This is a genomic window from Microtetraspora sp. AC03309 (assembly GCF_020826795.1).
GTDB lineage: Bacteria > Actinomycetota > Actinomycetes > Streptosporangiales > Streptosporangiaceae > Microtetraspora > Microtetraspora glauca.
This window is the reverse complement of sequence record NZ_JADDIL010000117.1, coordinates 1-17,922: the sequence shown is the minus strand read 5'-3', so window position 1 is coordinate 17,922 and position 17,922 is coordinate 1. Positions and strand designations below refer to the sequence as shown.

The window sequence follows — 17,922 nt, the reverse complement described above, 5'->3', positions numbered from 1 at the left end:
GGGTGTGGGCGGGTGGAGGGGCCGGACCGTGGACGTCCGGCGCACTGCAGGGCCACCCCCTCCAGCAGGCTGGTAGACCCGGACCAGGCGTGATCGATCACCGTCTGGCCACCCACGGCGTCGGCTGTCGCCGCCGGTACGCCAGCTTCGCATAGCGGTGGAACCGCATTGACACCGTCCCATCACCTTGATCGATCACCTCCACCCGATCCGGATGACGCGACTTCCACTTGTTGTCCGCCCCGCACAACGGCGCCAGATTCGCCAGATCGGTGCGACCACCCGGATACCACGGCTCGATATGGTCGACCTCCGCCAGGTAGGCGGGAACGTCACACCCTTCTCGGCGGCAGGTCCGATACTTCGCCAGGATCGCCTCCCGCTGGTCGGTCGAGGCCAGGCGGCGCGCACGACCGAAGTCGACGACGATCCCTTGGGCGTCCCGCAGCACCCGTCGCAGGTCGGCGGTGTAGGCCATCCTGCGCGCGTCCTGCGCCGGGATCGACGTGCCGTCCTCCAGGTAGGCGGGCTCGTCGGACTCCCCGGTCAACGTCTGCTCGGTCACCGACACATGCATCACCGTCCGCCGCCCTCCCTCCGACAACCGGATGGACAACGCGTCCGCCATCCGGCGGGCGTGGCTGCGCGTGTCGGTGCTGTCGGTCTTGACCGCCAGCGGCTCCAGCCACGTCTTCAGCTGCATCTTCAGCTCCGGATCCAGCAGGCCGCTGAGGCGGCCCATGCCATCGGAGGTGTCGGCGATGCTCAGATGCTGGCGCTCGGTTTTGGCCGCCGCCCGTGACAGCTGTCCCTTGGGGTCGATCGTCTCGAAGATGACCTGCCCGCCCACGACAACGCATCGTCCCGCCCGCTGCCCCCAGGACCGGCCTGGCCGTCCGAGATCGAATCGAACAAGGACCAGTCCGGTGACGGCACGCCGCCGCCCTGCCTGCCGCTCTGCCCGCCGCTCTGCCCGCTGTTCTGCCCACCGCTCCGACTCCGACCCGGCCTCCCATCGAGCCGCGCGAAGGCCGACCGCATGGAATCGAAACGGCTGACATCGGGAGAAGCGATGGCGCTGGGAGTGCGGGCGGGCCGAGCCGAAACAGGCATGCCGGCACGAGCGCGGGTTCGGGCGCGATCGAGCAGCACGGCGCCGTAGGAGTCGCCGGCGAAAGGGCGGGACTCGACCGGCGGCTTGTGCCGCCCGTGTGCTCCCCATCGGGTGAAGGCCGACGGCGACCCGCATGAACGCACGGAAGGTGAATCATCGGATCGGCGTGACAGGAGAACGCCACCCGAAACCCTCATCAGGACGCGCCTCCCCTCACGCTCCGACCGTTGATCCTCCGCAAGAGTATCGCTCGTACGTTCGATTAGCAACTCAATGTAGTCGCATATGTACTATTTGTGATAGAAGTATTGGCGTTAATGTTCGATGACCAACGTGCACGAGCGCTCACGCAGTCCGGACTTCAGGCAACGCCGACGCCGACGCCGACGCCGACGGTGCGTGGCGGCAAACCAGTCGGAAGGAGCGGTCCGGCTCCCAGGTGTTCAGGTCAACACCGTCGAGCCATCTGTTCAGCGGACATATCGGCCGCCGACCGTGTTCGACACGCAGGCGCACATCCGGCTCGGTGGATCGCCGCGGTATCCACAGGGTGGCAAGGCTGATCGTCCGCCCAGGTAGAGCCGATCCGCCGCCTGGTATCGGGTATTGCGTTCCGCATAGGGGCGGCGGGTCGAATGCGCGGCTCACACCGCTGGACGCGGTCACTCGGCGATCACGCGTCCTCCTGATCGGGTGGGACCGGCCCACGTGGCGGGTCCCGCACCGGCGGCGCCACACGATCAGACGGCGGGCCAGGGAAGATCGGGCTCGCACGGAACGGAGTAGTCCACGCCCGGCACCTCGAAGCCGTACAGCCGCCGGACCTCGTCCCGGAACCAGCCGGTGTCGGCGAGGTCCCCGATGGTGTCGGGGGTCGCCGCCTCCCACCGTTCGGTCACCGCCGTCTGCGCCGCCTCGCCCAACTCCCAGCGGTCGAGGCGGATACGGCCCTGTTCGTCGGTATCGAGCGGGGCGGTCCCGATGAGCTGGTCCCACAGGTCGACGGACTGCGCGAGCGGCGACGACATGCCCTCACCGAGAGCACCCCGCAGCAGGCTCACGTACAGGGCGATGCCGGGGATGGCCGTAGACGCCTGGGTGACCGCCGCACCGTTGACCGAGGTCAAGGCACGACCCCCGTAGGCGCCCAACCGGTCCCCGAGGACGGATGCCGTCCTCTCAAGATGCAGTTTGGCCGCCCCGATGGTCCCGGCCCGGTAGATGGCCGAGGTGAGATGCGAACCGATGTAGGACAGGGCCACAGTGGTGAAGCCCGGCCGGATCAGACCGCGCGCCTCCAGTGCGTCGACCCAGCGCGCCCAGTCTTCACCGCCCATGACCTTGACCGTGTCCGCCGTCTCCGCATCTGTCGCGGGCTGAACTCGGATCTCCTTCAGGTGCGGTGTCCCGTCGCCGTCGAATTCGAGTGTCTTGGTGATGTTCTCGGCCCCGATCGGCTGGATCACCGACTGATGTAGCGCGCCCGTGACCGGGTCGGTGCGGCGTGGCGCGGCCACGCTGTAGATCAGATAGTCGATGCCTCCGAACCGCTTGGACACCAGGTCGAGCACGTCGTCCTTGGTGGCGTCGGTGAAGGCGTCCCCGTTGACGAACGCGAAATCGCTCCCGGCCTCCTGCGCGAGCGTGGCCGTGGCGATGGTGCGGTACCACCCCGCCGTCGCCGTCCGGCGCGTGGTCGGCGGACGCTCGAAGCACAGGCCCACCCCTTGAACGCCGTACCGGGCGATGCCCGCGACTGTGGCGGCCAGTCCGTAACCGGCGGAGGAACCGATGATCAGGGCGACCGGTCGTTCCCTCTCACCCGATCGCGTCACCGGTCGAACCTGTGCCGCCATGTCGGTGACGATCCGTGCGCATCCCCCGGGATGGGCGTCGAACAGCAGGAAACCGCGCCCGGATGGCTGAATGAGTCGTGCGGTCATCGTTTGCCTTTCTGTGTCATGGGCTGCCGGAACCGGGGAGCCGATGGATCGCGGGCGTGAGCTCGGCGAGGGCCGATATCTGCCCGGTGTCCTCGTCCGGGGTGGTCACCCGGACTCGCTGCTCCAGGATCTCGACCAGTTCCAGCAGGTCAAGGCTGACCACGCCGAGGCGTCCGGCGAATTCAGACGCGGATCTTCACACGGCGGCTCACACCCGGGGGCCTCTGCAGGCGACGTCATCCACGCGTTGTCCCTTCCCGGGCATGTGGCCGTCCCGCAGACCATGCCGGTCCGGCCGAGATTCCGCCTCCGGCGGGTGCCACGTCGGTACGGGCGCCGGTTCGGGTGAGATCCTAGTCGTGGTCGACGCCGTCGCCGGAGTTCACCGCGAGCACGGAGGGCAGTTCGCTCAGCTCCGCCGTGAGGTCGGTGATCGAGCCCGTGCCGCGCAGCCCGAGAGTGACCGAGACCGTGCGTCCCCCCGGAGGACCGGGCTCGGCCCGCTCCCGGCCGTCCGCCCGGCCGAGGTCCGCGATGTCGCCGTGGATCGCTCTCTCGGCGGCGACCTCGGTCACCGCGAAACCGCGCCGCGTACACGCCACGAGCGCGTCGCGCAGCGTGCCGGTCCCGTCCACGTACACCAGGCGCAGGTAGGACGCGTTGTCGCCGCCGGCGGGAAGGCGACGGGTGACGAGGTTGAGGCCCAGAATGACGAGGAAGTGACCGGCGGTGACCGCGACCGCGAGGACGGGCAGGCCAGCGCCGCAGGCCATGCCGATCGCCGCGGTCACCCAGACCACGGCGGCGGTGGTCAGCCCGCGTACGGCGTCGCGCCGGACGAAGATGAGGCCGCCGCCGATGAACCCGATGCCCGAGACGACCTGGGCGGCGACGCGTGAGGGATCGAGGGAGACGTGTTCTCCCAGCACGTCGGAGAAGCCGTACTTGCCGACCAGCATGAACAGCGCGGAGCCGAGGCCGACCAGGGCGTGGGTGCGCAGCCCGGCGTTCTTGAAACGCAGCTCGCGTTCGAGGCCGATGGCGGCGGACAGCACGATGGCCAGGGCGAGTTCGCCTAACTGGGGGAGGCCTTGACCGGATGACAGGACAAACACCTTCACCATGCTACCCACGTAGGGGCGGGACAGTCCGGAAATCTGGAGATCCGCCGATCACGGACGGTGATGTTCGGGAGGGGAGTTCGATTCACCCCCCTGTGCCGGTTCCCGGGGCGAGGACGCGGTCATCCGGCGGGCCGGTCTGCCGGGGAGGTCCGGGAACACGCGCAGGGCCGGCCCCCCGAGGGAGACCGGCCCGCGGCGGTTCGCTCGCCGTGCCCGACGGCTACTTTCCGCCGCCCGCCGCGGCCTGGTAGAGGTCGGCGGTGTAGTAGGTGGCGGGGTCGGGAGACTCCGTGATCTTGCCCATGGTGACGAAGATGTCGGCCAGCCCCTTGTACCAGCCGGCGACGGTGCCGTCGGCGCTGAACTTCGCGAGGTCCGCCGTCGTCAGGATCTTGGTGACGGCGGAGGCGCCCTTGAACTGCTCGGCCGGCGCCTTCAGGAAGGACGCCGACAGCTGCTCCGCCTCGGCGGTGTTGGCGGCCACCCAGTCGTTGGCCTCCTGGAGAACCTTGAGCACCTTGGTGACCGTCTCCGGCTGGTCCTTGACCAGTTCGTTCCGCGCGACGAAGGAGCTCGGGAAACTGAGCTTGGGATAGAAGTCCTCGCTCTTGGTCAGCTCGACCAGGTCGGGGACGTTCTTCTTGATGGTGTCGATCAGCGGGTACCAGATGGCGGCGGCGTCGACCTGACCGGACGAGAACGCGGTGACCACCGTGCTCGCGTCCATGGAGACCTTCTGGACGTCCGTCGGCGCGAGCCCGGCCTCCTTGAGGGCGAGCTGGAGGATCATGTCACCGGACGTGCCCTCGGGAACGCCGACCTTCTTGCCCTTCAGCTCGGCGATCGAGGTGATGCCGGAGCCGGGGCGGGTGATGACCCGGTCGGCCTGGCCGAGCATGTTGACCGAGATGATCTTCGCCTTGCCGGAGGCGGGCAACCAGGTGGCACCCGAGCCGATGTAGCCGAAGTCGAGGTCGCCCGCGCCGAGCGCCTGGATCTGCAGCGGCCCGTTGGTGAACGCCTTCAGGCTGGGCGTGAGGCCCTGCTTCTTCCACAGGCCCAGCTTGTCGGCGGCGGCGAGGGACGCCACGCCGGAGAAGTCGGCGATGTAGCCGAAGGTGACCTCGGTCGCGCCCTCGGCGGAGTCCGAGGACGAGCCGCCGCAGGCCGTGACGGGGAGGAGGAGGGCCACGGCGGCGCCGAAGGCCGCGATCAGCCGGCGAGGTCGCTTCACGGCGACGTCCTTTCGATGGGGGAGGGCTGGTGGTAGACGGAGTGCCAGACTTCCCGCCTGAGCTCGGCGAACTCCGGCGACAGGCGCATGTCCTCCGTACGCGGATAGGGCAGGTCGACGTCGATCACGCGGTGCACGCGGCCCGGCCGCGCGGCCATGACGATCACCCGGTTGGCCAGGTAGACCGCCTCGTCGACGTCGTGTGTGATGAACAGCACCGTGCGCCGCTCCCGGCTCCAGGTGTCCAGGAGCCGGTCCTGGAGCTGCACCCGGGTGAGCGCGTCGAGGGCGCCGAACGGCTCGTCCATCAGCAGGATCGTGGGATCGACCGCGTACGCCCTGGCGATGGCGCAGCGCTGCTTCATCCCGCCGGACAGGGTCTTCGGCAGCGCGTCGGCGAAGTCGGACAGGCCGACCATGTCGATGAACCGCTCCGCCGTACGGCGACGCTCCTCGGCGCCGACCCCGGCGATCTTCAGCCCGAACTCGACGTTCTTGCGCACGGTCATCCACGGGAAGAGCGCGTACTGCTGGAAGATGACGCCGCGCTGCGGGCTCGGGCCGTGCACCGCCCGCCCGTCCACGAGGACCTGGCCGTCGCGGGGTTCGAGCAGCCCGGCCGCGATGTTCATGAGAGTGCTCTTGCCGCAGCCGGAGGGGCCGACGACGGTGACGAACTCCCCGTCGGCGATGTCCAGGCTGACGTGGTCCAGGGCGGCGAACGTCTCGCCGCCGAGGTCGAAGCCGTGCGAGACGTCGCGAAACTCGATCTTGGGAGTCACTGGGCTCATCTCCGTTCCTGCCAGCTCGTCAGGCGGCGTTCGGCGAGCAGCAGCAGGCGGTCCATCAGGAGGCCGACGAGACCGATGACGATCAGCTGGACGAAGATCGTCGGCAGGTCGTAGTACAGCTGGGCCTGCTGCATCCGGTAACCCAGCCCCTCCTGGGCGGCGATCAGCTCGGCGGCGACGACCGTGGCCCAGGAGGCGCCGAGGCCGATGCGCATGCCGACGAGGATGAACGGCGTGGACGCGGGGACCACGACCCCGGTGAAGACCCTGCCGTCCTTCGCGCCGAGCACCCGGGCCGCGTTGATCAGCGTCGAGTCCACGGAGACCACGCCCTGGAAGGTCGAGACGACCGACGACAGGAACGAGGCCAGGAAGATCACGAAGATCTTCGGCGTCTCGCCGATGCCCATGAGCACGATCGCCAGCGGGATGATCGCCAGCGGCGGCACCATGCGGAAGAACTGCAACCACGGTTCGATCAGGCCCCGGACCGGGGGATACCAGCCCATCAGGAATCCGACCGGCACCGCCAGCGCGACCCCGAGCACGAACCCGGTGAGCACCCGGCGGAGGCTGGCGAACAGGTCCCCGAACAGCGTGCCGTCGCCGATCGACGTCACGGCGCGCTCGGCGACCTCCAGCGGACCGGGGAAACCCTGGATGCCGCTGTTCGCGAGCAGCACCCAGACGGCCAGCCCGAGCAGGCCCGACCCGATCGTGAGCGGCACCGTGGAGCGGCGTTTCCCTGCTCTGCTCCCGGCCCTGCTCCCGGCTGTGCCTCCGGTTGCGTTTCCGGTGTCGCCCGCGGTGCTTCCGGCTGTGTGCTCGGCTGCGTGTTCGGCTGCGTGTTCGGCTGCGTGTTCGGCCATGTCAGGCCACCTCGTCGGCCACGCCGTCGACGTCGGCGGCGCGGCCGCCCCCGATGTCGGCCATGTAGCTCATCCACGTGTAGGCCGGATCGCCCCTCCGCAGCAGCTCCCGGTACAGCCGCGTGGTCATGTCCCGCCGTACGTCCGCGTAGGACGGGGCGGTGTAGACGTTGTGCAGTTCGTGCGGGTCGGTCTCCAGGTCGTAGAGCTCGTGCACGCTCTCCGGGTTGAACACCAGCTTGTACCGGCGGTCCCTGATCATCCGCTGGGAGTAGGGGAAGTGGTGGCCGTGGAACTCGGCGACCACCTCCTGCGGCCAGTCCGGCCGCTCGCCGTGGATCAGCGGGAGCAGGCTCCGGCCGTCGCAGGGGCTCTGCGCGGGCAGCCCGGCGAGCTCCAGGATCGTCGGGTTGAGGTCGATCAGTGTGACGAACTCGTCGACCGCCTGGGCCGGGGCGCCGGGCACGCGCACGATGCCTGGGATGCGATAGATGTCCTCATACATCGCCGGGCCCTTGTCGTTGAGCCGGTGCGCGCCGGTGAACTCGCCGTGGTCGGCGGTGAACATCACGGCGGTGTCGTCCCAGAGGCCCAGCTCGCGCAGCGCGGTGAGCAGGCGCCCGATCTGGTCGTCGATCATCGTGACGTAGCCCCAGTAGACCGCGATCAGCTTGCGCCAGGCGTCCGCGTCGAAGTGGTCGGCCGACCAGTACTCCGCGTAGCGCCGCTGTACGTCCGGCTTGCCGGCGAACGTCTCGGCCATGGAGGCCGGCAGCGGTACCTGCTCGGGGTCGTACATGTCGTAGTACTCGTCCGGGATCAGATACGGCAGGTGCGGGCCGTACCAGTGGCAGGAGAGCACGAAACGGCGGCCGCTGTCGTGGAAGTCGCGGGCGTAGCGCTCCAGGAGGTCGAGCGTCCGCTCGGCCAGGAACGCCTCGACCGTGGCCTCGACCGGCTGCCGCAACCGACCGGCGATCAGATGGCCGCGCCCGGATTCGTTGGGCGCCTTGCCGAAGATCGCGTCGCGTACGGCGAACGGCGGGTGGCCGTTCTCCTCCAGCCATCGCTCGTAGGAGGGGTGGTGGAACGGGTTGAGCGCGCCGGGCAGGTGCTCGCCGTCCATCCGGTAGAACTCGGGGCCGCGCTCGCGGCCGATGTGCCACTTGCCGACATGGCCCATGTTGTAGCCCGCGTCCAGCAGCGGCGCGGCCAGGACGGGGTGCTCGTCGGCGACCTCGTCACGGGCGCCGCCGTTGCGCTCGGGGTTGACCAGCAGGCCGTGCCGGAACGGGTGCAGGCCGGTGAACAGGGAGGCGCGCGCCGGGGTGCAGATCGCGGTCGGCGTGTAGAAGCGGTCGAACCGGGTGCCCTCGGCGGCCAGACCGTCCAGGGCGGGGGTGCGCGCCAGAGGGTTGCCGTAGCAGCCCAGAGTGTCGACCCGGTGCTGGTCGGTCATCAGGAACAGGACGTTGCGTGCGGACACTCGCTCTCCGATCGGGCATTTTTTCCTGAGGGTTGACGTTAATGGTCCGCCTCAGCGCTGGCAAGGGGGGATTCTTGATCCTTTGACCGGATTACAGGCTATGTTGAGCAGGCCACTTCTTCCGAAACGTGGAGAAATGACCGGGGGGAGGCGGTCAGAGGCGCGGGCGCGCGGGCTCCTCGTTCAGGAGGAAGGCGATGGCGCCCATCGCGGACGCGTTCACGCCGAGATCGGCGGGCGACACCTCGATGCGGCGGCGGGCGTTCGGCAGCGCCAGCCGGTCGATCGCCGCGCGGATCGGATCCAGCACCAGGCTGCCGAGCGCGGCGAACTCGCCGCCGACGACGATGCGCTCGGGGTCGAGCTGGATGACGGTGTCGGCCAGGATCCGCCCCAGGTCGGCCGCCGCGTCCGAGATGACCGAGCACACCGTGGGCACCCGGTCCTGGGCCGCCGCGATCAGCTCGTCCAGGCTGGATACGGCGACGCCGCGCGCGGCGCAGGCCTCCAGCAGCGCCGGGCTGCCGATCCGGCGTTCCAGGCAGCCGCGCCCGCCGCAGTGGCACTCCGGGCCCTCGGGGTCCAGGGAGACGTGGCCGATCTCGCCCGCCGCCCCGTGCGCGCCGCGCAGCAGGCGGCCGCCCACGATGAAGCCGCCGCCCACGCCGACCGACCAGCGCGCGTAGACCATGTCGCCGACCGACCGCGCGGCTCCCCAGGTGTTCTCGGCCAGCGCGGCCAGCCGCGCGTTGTTGTCCACCGCCACCCGTACGCCGAACTCCTCCGAGATCAGCCGCGTGATCGGCGCGTACCGGGCGGGGACGGTGCTGGCCGGGAGCGACGGGTCGTCCACGATGCCGAAGAGGCCGAGGCCGACCGCCTCCAGGGCGCTGAGCCGTACGCTGTGCTCCTCGCCCACCCTCCTGATCAGCCGTACCGCGGCCTCGGCCTGGCGCTCCGCGCCCGCGCCCGCGGGGATGTCGTCCATGCCGGTCACGATGACCTCGTGCGCGACGTTGGCGACCGCGAGCCGCACCCGCCTGCGGCCGAGATCGACCCCGATGAACAGGCCCGCGTCGGGGTTCAGGGCGACGAGCGCGGCGGGACGTCCCCGGCCGCGCGGCTCGGTGGCCGGGGCGTCGATCTCCACCACCGCTCCGCGTTCCATCAGGTCGGAGATGATCGCGAACAGAGTGGTGCGCGACAGCCCGGTCTGCTGGACGAGCTGGGCGCGGCTCAGCGCACCGGCCGAGCGCAGCGTGGCGAGGACGGCGTCCTCGTGCGCGCGGCGGAGCCGCCGCAGCGCGTCGGCGGGCTTGTCCGTGCTCACGTGTCCGGTGCTCACTCGTCCGTGGTGTCCATGCTCGTTCGGGTCGTTCGGGTCGTTCGGGTCGTTCGGGGCGGCTCGTCTGCTCCGTCACGCCTCCGGATCAAAGATCGGCCGCGATCCGGAAGCCGGTGTTCCCCGAACTGCTGTCCGGGGTGTTCGCGCTCCGCGCGGCCACGCGATACCGGTTGCAGTAGGAGTCATGGCACAGGTACGAGCCTCCGCGCAACACCCGCGCGGTCCCCGTCTCCGGTCCGCGCGGATCGTCGAGCGGGCGGGAGAGGTGGTCGGTGGCGAACCAGTCCGCGCACCACTCCCACACGTTGCCCACCATGTTGTACAGCCCGTACCCGTTGGGCCGGTAGGTCTTGACCGGAGCGGTGCCGAGATGGCCGTCCTCTTCGGTGTTGTGCGTGGGGAAGCGCCCCTGCCAGATGTTGCAACGGTGCTGCCCGCGCGGCGTGAGCTCGTCGCCCCACGGGTAGCGCGCCTGGTCCAGGCCGCCCCGGGCGGCGTACTCCCACTCGGCCTCGGTGGGCAGCCGCCCGCCCGCCCAGGCGCAGTAGGCGCGCGCGTCCTCCCATGACACGTGCACGACCGGGTGCTCCCTGCGGTCGTCGATCGTGCTGCCCGGCCCCTGCGGCGCGTGCCAGGCGGCGCCCTCGATCGCCAGCCACCACGGTGTCCCTTCCGGGGAGGGAGCGTGGCGGCGGGCGTTCCCCGGCGCGAGCAGGTGGAACACGTAGGACCAGCCGAACCGCTCGGCCTCCGTGACGTACCCGGTGGCCTTGACGAACGCCGCGAACTGGGCGTTCGTCACCGCGGTGCGCGCCAGGCGGAACGGCCGCACCGTCACCGCGCGGACCGGGCCTTCGCCGTCCGTGGGGAAACCCTCGCGGTCGTCCGTCCCCATCCGGAATGTCCCGCCGTCCAGGGCGACCAGCCCGCTCACCCGGCGCGGCGCGGGCGAGAGGGCGACCGTTCGTGGTTCCTCCCGCTCTTCCGCGGTACGGCCAGGCGCGCAGCAGTGCTCGGTCATCAGCTCACAGTCCCACGTTAAATGTCCGACTTGTTGACATTATCCCAACGTCGGTGAAGGGGACGTGTGATCGCCGGTTCGGCACCATGCGGACGACCACCGGCCACCCGATGTTCGTGCCGAAAACCGGTACACGACGGGATTGGTAGGACTAGCCTCGGTGGCTATGTTCGTCCGGACGGCCCCTGTCGAGATCGCCTTCGAGACCGATGAGGAGAGGATCGTCCGGGTAGGGGCCACCGTGCGACGCTGCATGGGAGCGTCCTCTCCTTCGGTGCACGCGCTGCTCGCGCACCTGGAAGCCGTGGGGTTCGAGGGGGCGCCGCGTGTGCTCGGCGTCGACGGGCGAGACCGGGAGATCCTCACCTTCGTCGAGGGCGAGACGGCCACCCGGCCGCTGCCCGCGTGGGCGGTGTCCGACGAGACCCTGGCCGCGCTGGCCGGCCTGCTGCGCCGGTTCCACGACGCGGCCGAGAGCTTCACCCCTCCGCCGGGCGCGGTGTGGGAGCAGGGATCCCAGGTGGACGAGCGCCCCGAACTGGTCGGCCACTGCGACGTCACTCCGGAGAACGTCGTCTTCCGGGCCGGGCCGTCGGGCCGGATGCTTCCGTACGCGCTGATCGACTTCGACCTGGCCCGGCCGACGACCCGGCTGTTCGACGTGGTCACGACCCTGCGGCACTGGGCGCCGATCGCCGATCCGATCGACCGCGACCCGCTCCAGCGCACGCTGGACGTCGGAGCCAGGATGCGGCTCTTCTGCGACGCGTACGGCCTTCCCGTACGGGATCGGCTGCGGCTGGTGGACACCGCGCGGACCAGGTTCGGTCGCTCGTACGTCGCCACCCGTGCCCGCGCCCAGACGCTCGGCGGCGACTGGGCGCGCAGATGGGCCGGGGGCGCGGGGGAGCGCATCCGGAGGGCGTGCGCCTGGCTCGACGCCCACGAGGACGAACTCCGCCGCCACCTCGTCTAGGACGAATCGTCCGGCACTCTCGTCGGGGCGTGGTGAGCCTCCGGCTCCATCTCCGCCCACGACCGCCGCATCCCGGCGATGAGGACGTCCACGTCCGGGCACCTCCGGCGATCGGCGATCACCGTCAGGTTGAGCCGCCCATGGTAGGAGAGCGCGGCCACCGTCAGGGTCAGGTTGCCGGTGAGCGCCGTGATCGGCATCACGTCCTCGATGCGGGCGCCGAGGAGGTAGAGCGGAACCTCCGGTCCGGGGAGGTTCGAGACCTGGAGGTTGATCGACCGCTGGTGGTTCTCCATAGGGAGTCCCAGCACCGAGAGCCAGCCGAGCAGGCCGTACATCAGGGTCGAGATCTGCCGGGACAGGTGCTGCGTCGCCTTGGCGTCCCGGGTCGCTGCGGCGACCAGGTCCAGGCGCCGGGCGCTGTCCGGTTCCCCGGCCGGCAGGCGGCAGGACAGCGCGCCCACCGCGTTGCCCAACTCGCGGGCCTCGGCCGGGTTCCGTATCGTCGCCGGGACCACGACCACCAACTCAAGACCGGTGACGGACTCGCCGCGCCCGAGCATGAGCTCACGCACGCCTCCCATGACGATGGTCAGGATCAGGTCGTTGACCGTGGCCCCATGCGCGTGCGCCACCTCCCTTGCGGTCTTCAGGTCGAGCCGTAGGACACCGAGTCGACGGCCGGTTCCGATCGGTGCGTTGAGCGAGGTCCGAGGAGCGGCGTTGAGGTCGGGCAGCAGGCGCGTCACGAAGCCCACCGTGGGGGCGAGCGACCGCGCCGTACGCATGGGGTGAACGAGAACCGAACCGAGCGCCGACAGCCGATCCCGCGCGTTGCCACATAAGAGCGCCCAGCCCGAAGGCGCCGGTGCGGGCCGCCAGACGGTCGGCGGCGGGTCGGCGGCGCCGGCTTCCAGGTCCAGGAGGGCGCTGACCAGCGCGATCGCCGCCAGGCCGTCGGTGAGCGCATGGTGGACCCTGAAGAGCAGGCCGACACGGCCGTTTTCCAGGCCGGTCAACAACCACAGGTCCCACAGCGGTCGCGAACGGTCGAATCGGTCGCGTAACAGCCGCTCGGCGGTCTCCAGAAGAGCGGTCTCGTCACCAGGTGCCGGCACGGGCATGGCGTGCACATGGTGCTCGATCGAGAATCCGGGGTCGTCCACCCAGAGCGGCGGCCCGCACAGCAGGGGCGCCCGTCGCAGCACCCGTCGCAGCTCGGGAACCCGGACCAGGCGCCGTTCGAGACGATCCCTGATCGCGTCCATGTCCAGCTCGCCAGCTGCGGCCGGCCACGGCGGTGCCTCCACCAGGCAGAGCCCGGCGACGTGCTGGGGCACCGCCGGTCGCTCGACCCGCAGCATCATCCGGTCGATGGCGGACAGGCGGGAGTACCGAGCGCCTGTGACGGGTGAGTTCATGACTTTCACCTCGGATCACCTCCACCCCCACCATGGGTGCCCTCATGCCGAGGCGACAGGGCCGAACGTCCTGGGGTGGATCATGAACCGGCTCGAATCCCGCCGGTCCGGCGATCACGAGAGAATGCCCCGGTGACACGCACGGACAGGTACACGGCCGCCGGGATGGCACTCGGGGTCGCGGTAGACGCCCTGGTGGGCGACCCCAGGAAAGGGCATCCGGTCGCCGTCTTCGGCACCCGCGCCGCGGCACTGGAAGAACGGATATACGCGGATTCGAGGACACGCGGTGCGCTGTTCACCGCGCTGTGCGTGGGCGCGGTCACCGGGATCGGGGTGGCGGCCGAGCGGCTCACCCGGCACCGGCCGGTGGCCCGTACCGCCGTCACCGCCGCCGCCACCTGGGCGGTACTCGGCGGGACCACGCTCGGCCGTGAGGGCGCGCACATGGCCGCGTCCCTGGAATCCGGCGACCTGCCCGCCGCCCGCGTACGGCTCCCGCACCTGTGCGGGCGCGACCCGTCCCGACTGGACGCGCCGGAGCTGGCCAGGGCGACCGTCGAGTCGATCGCGGAGAACACCTCCGACGCCGTCGTCGCGCCGCTCTTCTGGGGCGCGGTGGCGGGGGTGCCCGGCCTGCTGGGCTACCGGGCGGTCAACACGCTGGACGCGATGGTCGGGCACCGGTCCGCGCGCCACGAGCGGTTCGGCTGGGCGTCCGCCCGGCTCGACGACGCCGCCAACCTCGTGCCCGCCCGGCTGACCGGGCTGCTCGCCGCGGCCCTCGCGCCCGTCGCCGGTGGCTCTCCCCGCCGTGCGCTGGCCGCGCTGCGCCGCGACGGGCACCGCCACCCGAGCCCCAACTCGGGCCGGTGCGAGGCCGCCTTCGCGGGCGCCCTCGGCGTACGGCTCGGCGGCGTCAACGACTACGGCGGGCGCCTTGAGGAGCGGCCCGAGCTCGGAGACGGCCCGCGCCCCGCGGTCCCGGACATCCGCCGCGCCGTACGGCTGGCCCGCGCGGTGTCCTTCGCCGCGGCGGCGCTCGCGGTCGCCGCGCGGATGACCATGCGTTGCCGGAACCGCGAAAGGAACACATCGCCAGATATCCGATGACGGGCATTTCCTCCGCACGCACGCGGGAGGACCATGCCGGTCATGACAGCGGTGGTGCGAACCGAAGGACTGACCAAGTTCTACGGGAGACGACGGGGCCTCCACGACCTCGACCTGGAGATCCAGCCGGGCGAGGTCTTCGGATATCTCGGCCCCAACGGCGCGGGTAAGACGACGACGATCCGGCTCCTCCTCGACGTCATCAGGCCGACGTCGGGGCGGGCCGAGGTCCTCGGCCTGGACCCGCGCGACAGCAGGGTGCGGGCCAGGATCGGATACCTCCCGGGCGAGCTGGCCCTGGAGGGCAGGGAGAAGGCCCGCACGTACCTGGAGTTCATGGCCTCCGTACGGGGTGGCCTGCGGCGCGGCCGGATCGACGAGCTCGCCGAGCGGCTGGAGGCGGACCTGTCGGTCCGGATGGGCGAGCTGTCCAAGGGCAACAAGCAGAAGATCGGCCTGATCCAGGCGTTCATGCACGATCCGGAGCTGCTCATCCTGGACGAGCCCACGAGCGGCCTCGACCCCCTCGTCCAGCAGGAGTTCCTGGCCATGGTCCGGGAGGTCAAGCGCGAGGGGCGCAGCGTCCTGATGTCCTCGCACGTGCTGGCCGAGGTCGAGCACGTCTCCGACCGGGTCGGGATCGTACGCGCCGGCCGGCTCGTCGCGGTCGAGGACGTCGGCGCGCTCAGGGAGCGGGCCATCAGGAAGGTCGAGTTCCACTTCGACGCGCCGGTCCCCCGGGAGGCGTTCGAGAACCTGCCGGGAGTGCGGGACCTGGTCGTCGAGGGCGCCGGCCTGCGCTGCACGATCGACGGTCGCCCCGACGCGCTGATCAAGGCGGCGGCGCGGTTCACGGTGGTCCACATGGTCAGCGCGGAACCCGACCTCGAGGAGATCTTCCTCGCCTACTACAGCGACGAGGAGGCCCGGCATGCCCACGCTGGTGCGTAAGACGCTGAGCGACTACCGCAGGGCGCTCGTCGGCTGGACGGTCGGCGTCTGCGCGTTCCTCATGCTCTACCTGTCCATCTACGGCAGCATCGCGGAGAATCCCGACTTCTACGAGAACGCCGCGATGGCCAAGTATCCGGGCGCGCTCAAGGACCTCATGGGCGGCCTGTCCGACCTCGCCAGCGGGCCCGGATACCTCCAGGTGATCGCGTACCAGCTGTTCGGCCCGCTGCTCCTGATCATGTGCGCGGCGGTGCTCGGCAACCGCGCGATCGCCGGGCCGGAGGAGTCGGGCACGCTGGAGCTGACCCTCACCCTGCCGATCGGCCGCAGGCGGCTGGTGGTCGAGCGGTTCGCCGCGCTCGCGCTCGGGCTGCTGGGCATCGCGGTCGTGACCTTCGTCCTGATCGCGGGCATGGCCGCGGTGCAGGACATGAACGTCCCGATCGGGCACATCGTCGCCGCGCACACGGGACTGTTCCTGCTGGTCCTGTTCTTCGGCACGCTGGCGCTCGCCGTCGGCGCGGCCAGCGGCAGCAAGGCGCTCACGCTGGCCGTGACCGGGGCCTACGCCGTCGCGGGGTACGTCGTCGAGACGCTCGGCAAGAGCGTGGACGCGATCTCCTGGCTCCGGTGGATCTCCCCGTTCCACTACTTCCTGGACGGCAGGCCCGTCTATCAGGGGTGGCCGGTCGGGGATTATCTTGTCCTGCTGGGCGCGTCGGCCGTGTTCCTCCTGGTGGCCGTCCTCGCGTTCGATCGGCGTGACGTAGGAGTCTGATGGACGTTCTCGTTCGGGTGAGCGAGGCGACCGGGGTACCCGCCGACCTGCTCGGCGGGTACCTTTCCGCGCTGACGGCTTCCATCGCCACCGGCCGGCTCCCGGACCGGTCGGAGGTGGACGCGCTCAAGGCGTGCGGCACGCTGGCCGCCGAGCGCGGGATCCCCTTGCGCGCCCTCACCGACGCCTGCCTCCTCGTCGCGGAGCAACTGTCCGACGGCGCCGCGGTGGCCGGCCAGGAGAACGGCGCGGTGCTCGGCGCCGTGCTCGGAGCGGTACGGCGCAGCCTCGCGGCGTTCGCCGATGGATATGAGGAGGCCCACCTCACGGCCATCACGAGGGAGGGCGAGGCGCGCAGGGAGTTCGTGGACGACCTGCTGCAGGGCCGGGCCGACGCGCGCCAGGCCGAGCACTTCGGACTGCGTCTCGCCGAGGCGTACGCCGTGACCGTGGTCAGGACGGACGAGCCGCTCCCTCCGGACGCCCACGTGATCAGGCGGATCGAGCAGGCGCTGGTGAGCCGGTTCGGCTCGCACAACATCCTCGTCGCCGGGCGCGACGGCATGCTCGTCTGCGCCGCGCCCGCCTCGCTGGCGGCGGCGACGGGGGAGTTCACCCATCACGTCCGGTCGTCGGTGGCGGCGTGGCGGGCCGGCGTCGGCCGGCCGCACCACGGTCCCGGCGGCATCGTCACGTCCTACCGTGAGGCGGTCGGCGCCATCGAGCTCGGCGACCGCCTCGGCCTGCGCGCCCAGGTGCTGAAGGCGGCCGACCTGCTGGTCTTCCCCGTGCTGCTGCGAGATCGCGGCGCGATCGTGGACCTGGTCGGCACCGTCCTCGGCCCGCTCGCGGAGGCGCGGGGCGGTCCCGAGCCGTTGCTCTCGACCCTGGAGGCGGTGTTCGCGTCGCAGGGCAACCACACGGCCGCCGCCCGCCGGCTCGGACTCAGCACGCGAGCCGTCACCTACCGGTTGGAGCGGGTCCGCAGGCTCACCGGCTTCTCCCCGGCCGATCCCACCCAGCGGTTCACGCTGGAGACGGCGGTGCTCGGGGCGCGGCTCCTGGAGTGGCCCGACCGGCCCCTGGTCTGACGTCCCCGGTCCGACTGCCTCCGGTCTGTCAGTACGGTCTGCAAGTACGGTCTGCAAGTACTGTCTGCCAGTACGGTCTGCCGGTTCTGGTCTGTCGGCTCTGGTCTGAGAGGCCCCGCCGCTCCTACGATGCGACCGTGCTCACCCCCCTTCAGCTCCTCCGGCGGTCCATCGGGACGCTCGCCGGGCTGGGCGCCTTGGCCTGCTGCCTCACCCTGCTCTACCTCGCCTCCCACGTCGTCATGGGGATCGGCGGAAGCTGCGGCTCCGGCGGGCCGTACGAGATCGTGACGCCCTGCCCCGACGGCATCGGGTGGATCGTTCCCGTCTCGATCTTCGGAGGGATCGCCGGACTGGGTGTCTACGCCTGGAGCACGCTCCCGGTGGGACCCAGGCTGACGTTCCTGGCATGGCCCGCGCTGTTCCTCAGCCTCGGCTACGCCTTCCTCGACTCCGCCCTGAACGTCGCCGACGGCGTCGAGTGGGGTTTCATGGTCTGCGCGGTGCTCTTCATCCTCATGGGCGGAGTGCCGCTGCTGTTCCTGGCGAACCGGGACACCTTCCTACGGGTGTTCTGGGGGCGGGAGCCCTCCCCGGTCCCCGGCAGGCCGTCCCCGATCCCCGGCCGGGCTTTCCCGATTCCCCGAGGGACGTCCCCGGCC

At 70.7% G+C, this 17,922-nt stretch carries 17 protein-coding genes; 6 read left to right on the top strand and 11 right to left on the bottom strand.

What is annotated here, in order from left to right:
- Positions 1 to 97: 97 nt before the first annotated feature.
- The 10 genes from IMZ11_RS39605 to IMZ11_RS39560 form a co-directional block, all read right to left on the bottom strand.
- Positions 98 to 850, bottom strand: coding sequence for an HNH endonuclease signature motif containing protein (locus tag IMZ11_RS39605; RefSeq protein ID WP_228648207.1), 753 nt, complete (start codon positions 848 to 850; stop codon positions 98 to 100).
- Between the two features lie 1,004 nt (positions 851 to 1,854).
- Positions 1,855 to 3,057, bottom strand: coding sequence for an enoyl-[acyl-carrier-protein] reductase FabV (gene fabV / locus IMZ11_RS39600; protein ID WP_228648204.1), 1,203 nt, complete (start codon positions 3,055 to 3,057; stop codon positions 1,855 to 1,857).
- A gap of 16 nt (positions 3,058 to 3,073) precedes the next feature.
- Positions 3,074 to 3,220: a hypothetical protein gene (locus IMZ11_RS39595; RefSeq protein WP_228648202.1), complete on the bottom strand. Its 147-nt coding sequence runs from the start codon at positions 3,218 to 3,220 to the stop codon at positions 3,074 to 3,076.
- A gap of 190 nt (positions 3,221 to 3,410) precedes the next feature.
- Positions 3,411 to 4,172, bottom strand: a complete 762-nt coding sequence (locus IMZ11_RS39590) for an MgtC/SapB family protein (protein WP_308066906.1) — start codon at positions 4,170 to 4,172, stop codon at positions 3,411 to 3,413.
- A gap of 229 nt (positions 4,173 to 4,401) precedes the next feature.
- Positions 4,402 to 5,415, bottom strand: a complete 1,014-nt coding sequence (locus IMZ11_RS39585) for an aliphatic sulfonate ABC transporter substrate-binding protein (RefSeq protein ID WP_228648198.1) — start codon at positions 5,413 to 5,415, stop codon at positions 4,402 to 4,404.
- Positions 5,412 to 6,206, bottom strand: coding sequence for an ABC transporter ATP-binding protein (locus tag IMZ11_RS39580; protein ID WP_228648196.1), 795 nt, complete (start codon positions 6,204 to 6,206; stop codon positions 5,412 to 5,414). Before IMZ11_RS39580 ends, IMZ11_RS39585 begins: the two co-directional genes overlap by 4 nt.
- Entirely contained in the window at positions 6,203 to 6,934 is a 732-nt protein-coding gene (locus IMZ11_RS39575) for an ABC transporter permease (protein ID WP_228648194.1), read from the bottom strand. The genes IMZ11_RS39580 and IMZ11_RS39575 overlap by 4 nt, the downstream gene beginning before the upstream one ends.
- A 142-nt stretch (positions 6,935 to 7,076) precedes the next feature.
- A complete protein-coding gene (locus IMZ11_RS39570) occupies positions 7,077 to 8,561 on the bottom strand; it encodes a sulfatase-like hydrolase/transferase (RefSeq protein WP_228648192.1) in 1,485 nt (494 codons plus the stop codon).
- Between the two features lie 154 nt (positions 8,562 to 8,715).
- Entirely contained in the window at positions 8,716 to 9,891 is a 1,176-nt protein-coding gene (locus tag IMZ11_RS39565; protein ID WP_228648190.1) for an ROK family transcriptional regulator, read from the bottom strand.
- A gap of 100 nt (positions 9,892 to 9,991) precedes the next feature.
- Positions 9,992 to 10,927 (bottom strand): formylglycine-generating enzyme family protein, encoded by a 936-nt coding sequence (locus IMZ11_RS39560; RefSeq protein ID WP_228648188.1) that lies wholly within the window; start codon positions 10,925 to 10,927, stop codon positions 9,992 to 9,994.
- A 166-nt stretch (positions 10,928 to 11,093) separates the two neighbouring features.
- On the opposite strand from IMZ11_RS39560, the gene IMZ11_RS39555 reads away from it, so the two are divergent.
- Positions 11,094 to 11,903, top strand: coding sequence for a phosphotransferase (locus IMZ11_RS39555; protein WP_228648186.1), 810 nt, complete (start codon positions 11,094 to 11,096; stop codon positions 11,901 to 11,903).
- Here the strand turns inward: IMZ11_RS39555 and IMZ11_RS39550 are convergent.
- A complete protein-coding gene (locus IMZ11_RS39550) occupies positions 11,900 to 13,324 on the bottom strand; it encodes a wax ester/triacylglycerol synthase family O-acyltransferase (RefSeq protein ID WP_228648184.1) in 1,425 nt (474 codons plus the stop codon). The genes IMZ11_RS39555 and IMZ11_RS39550 overlap by 4 nt on opposite strands.
- A gap of 165 nt (positions 13,325 to 13,489) precedes the next feature.
- Between IMZ11_RS39550 and IMZ11_RS39545 the strand changes: the two genes are divergently transcribed.
- The 5 genes from IMZ11_RS39545 to IMZ11_RS39525 all read left to right on the top strand — a co-directional run.
- Positions 13,490 to 14,437 carry a cobalamin biosynthesis protein gene (locus IMZ11_RS39545; RefSeq protein ID WP_374463208.1) on the top strand — a complete coding sequence of 316 codons (948 nt, stop codon included), beginning with the start codon at positions 13,490 to 13,492 and terminating at the stop codon, positions 14,435 to 14,437.
- 42 nt (positions 14,438 to 14,479) lie between these two features.
- Positions 14,480 to 15,388, top strand: coding sequence for an ABC transporter ATP-binding protein (locus tag IMZ11_RS39540; RefSeq protein WP_228648180.1), 909 nt, complete (start codon positions 14,480 to 14,482; stop codon positions 15,386 to 15,388).
- Positions 15,369 to 16,169 (top strand): ABC transporter permease subunit, encoded by an 801-nt coding sequence (locus IMZ11_RS39535; RefSeq protein WP_228648178.1) that lies wholly within the window; start codon positions 15,369 to 15,371, stop codon positions 16,167 to 16,169. Before IMZ11_RS39540 ends, IMZ11_RS39535 begins: the two co-directional genes overlap by 20 nt.
- A complete protein-coding gene (locus tag IMZ11_RS39530; RefSeq protein WP_228648176.1) occupies positions 16,169 to 17,260 on the top strand; it encodes a CdaR family transcriptional regulator in 1,092 nt (363 codons plus the stop codon). Before IMZ11_RS39535 ends, IMZ11_RS39530 begins: the two co-directional genes overlap by 1 nt.
- A gap of 137 nt (positions 17,261 to 17,397) precedes the next feature.
- A partial coding sequence (locus IMZ11_RS39525) for a hypothetical protein (RefSeq protein ID WP_228648174.1) occupies positions 17,398 to 17,922 on the top strand: 525 nt, incomplete at its 3' end.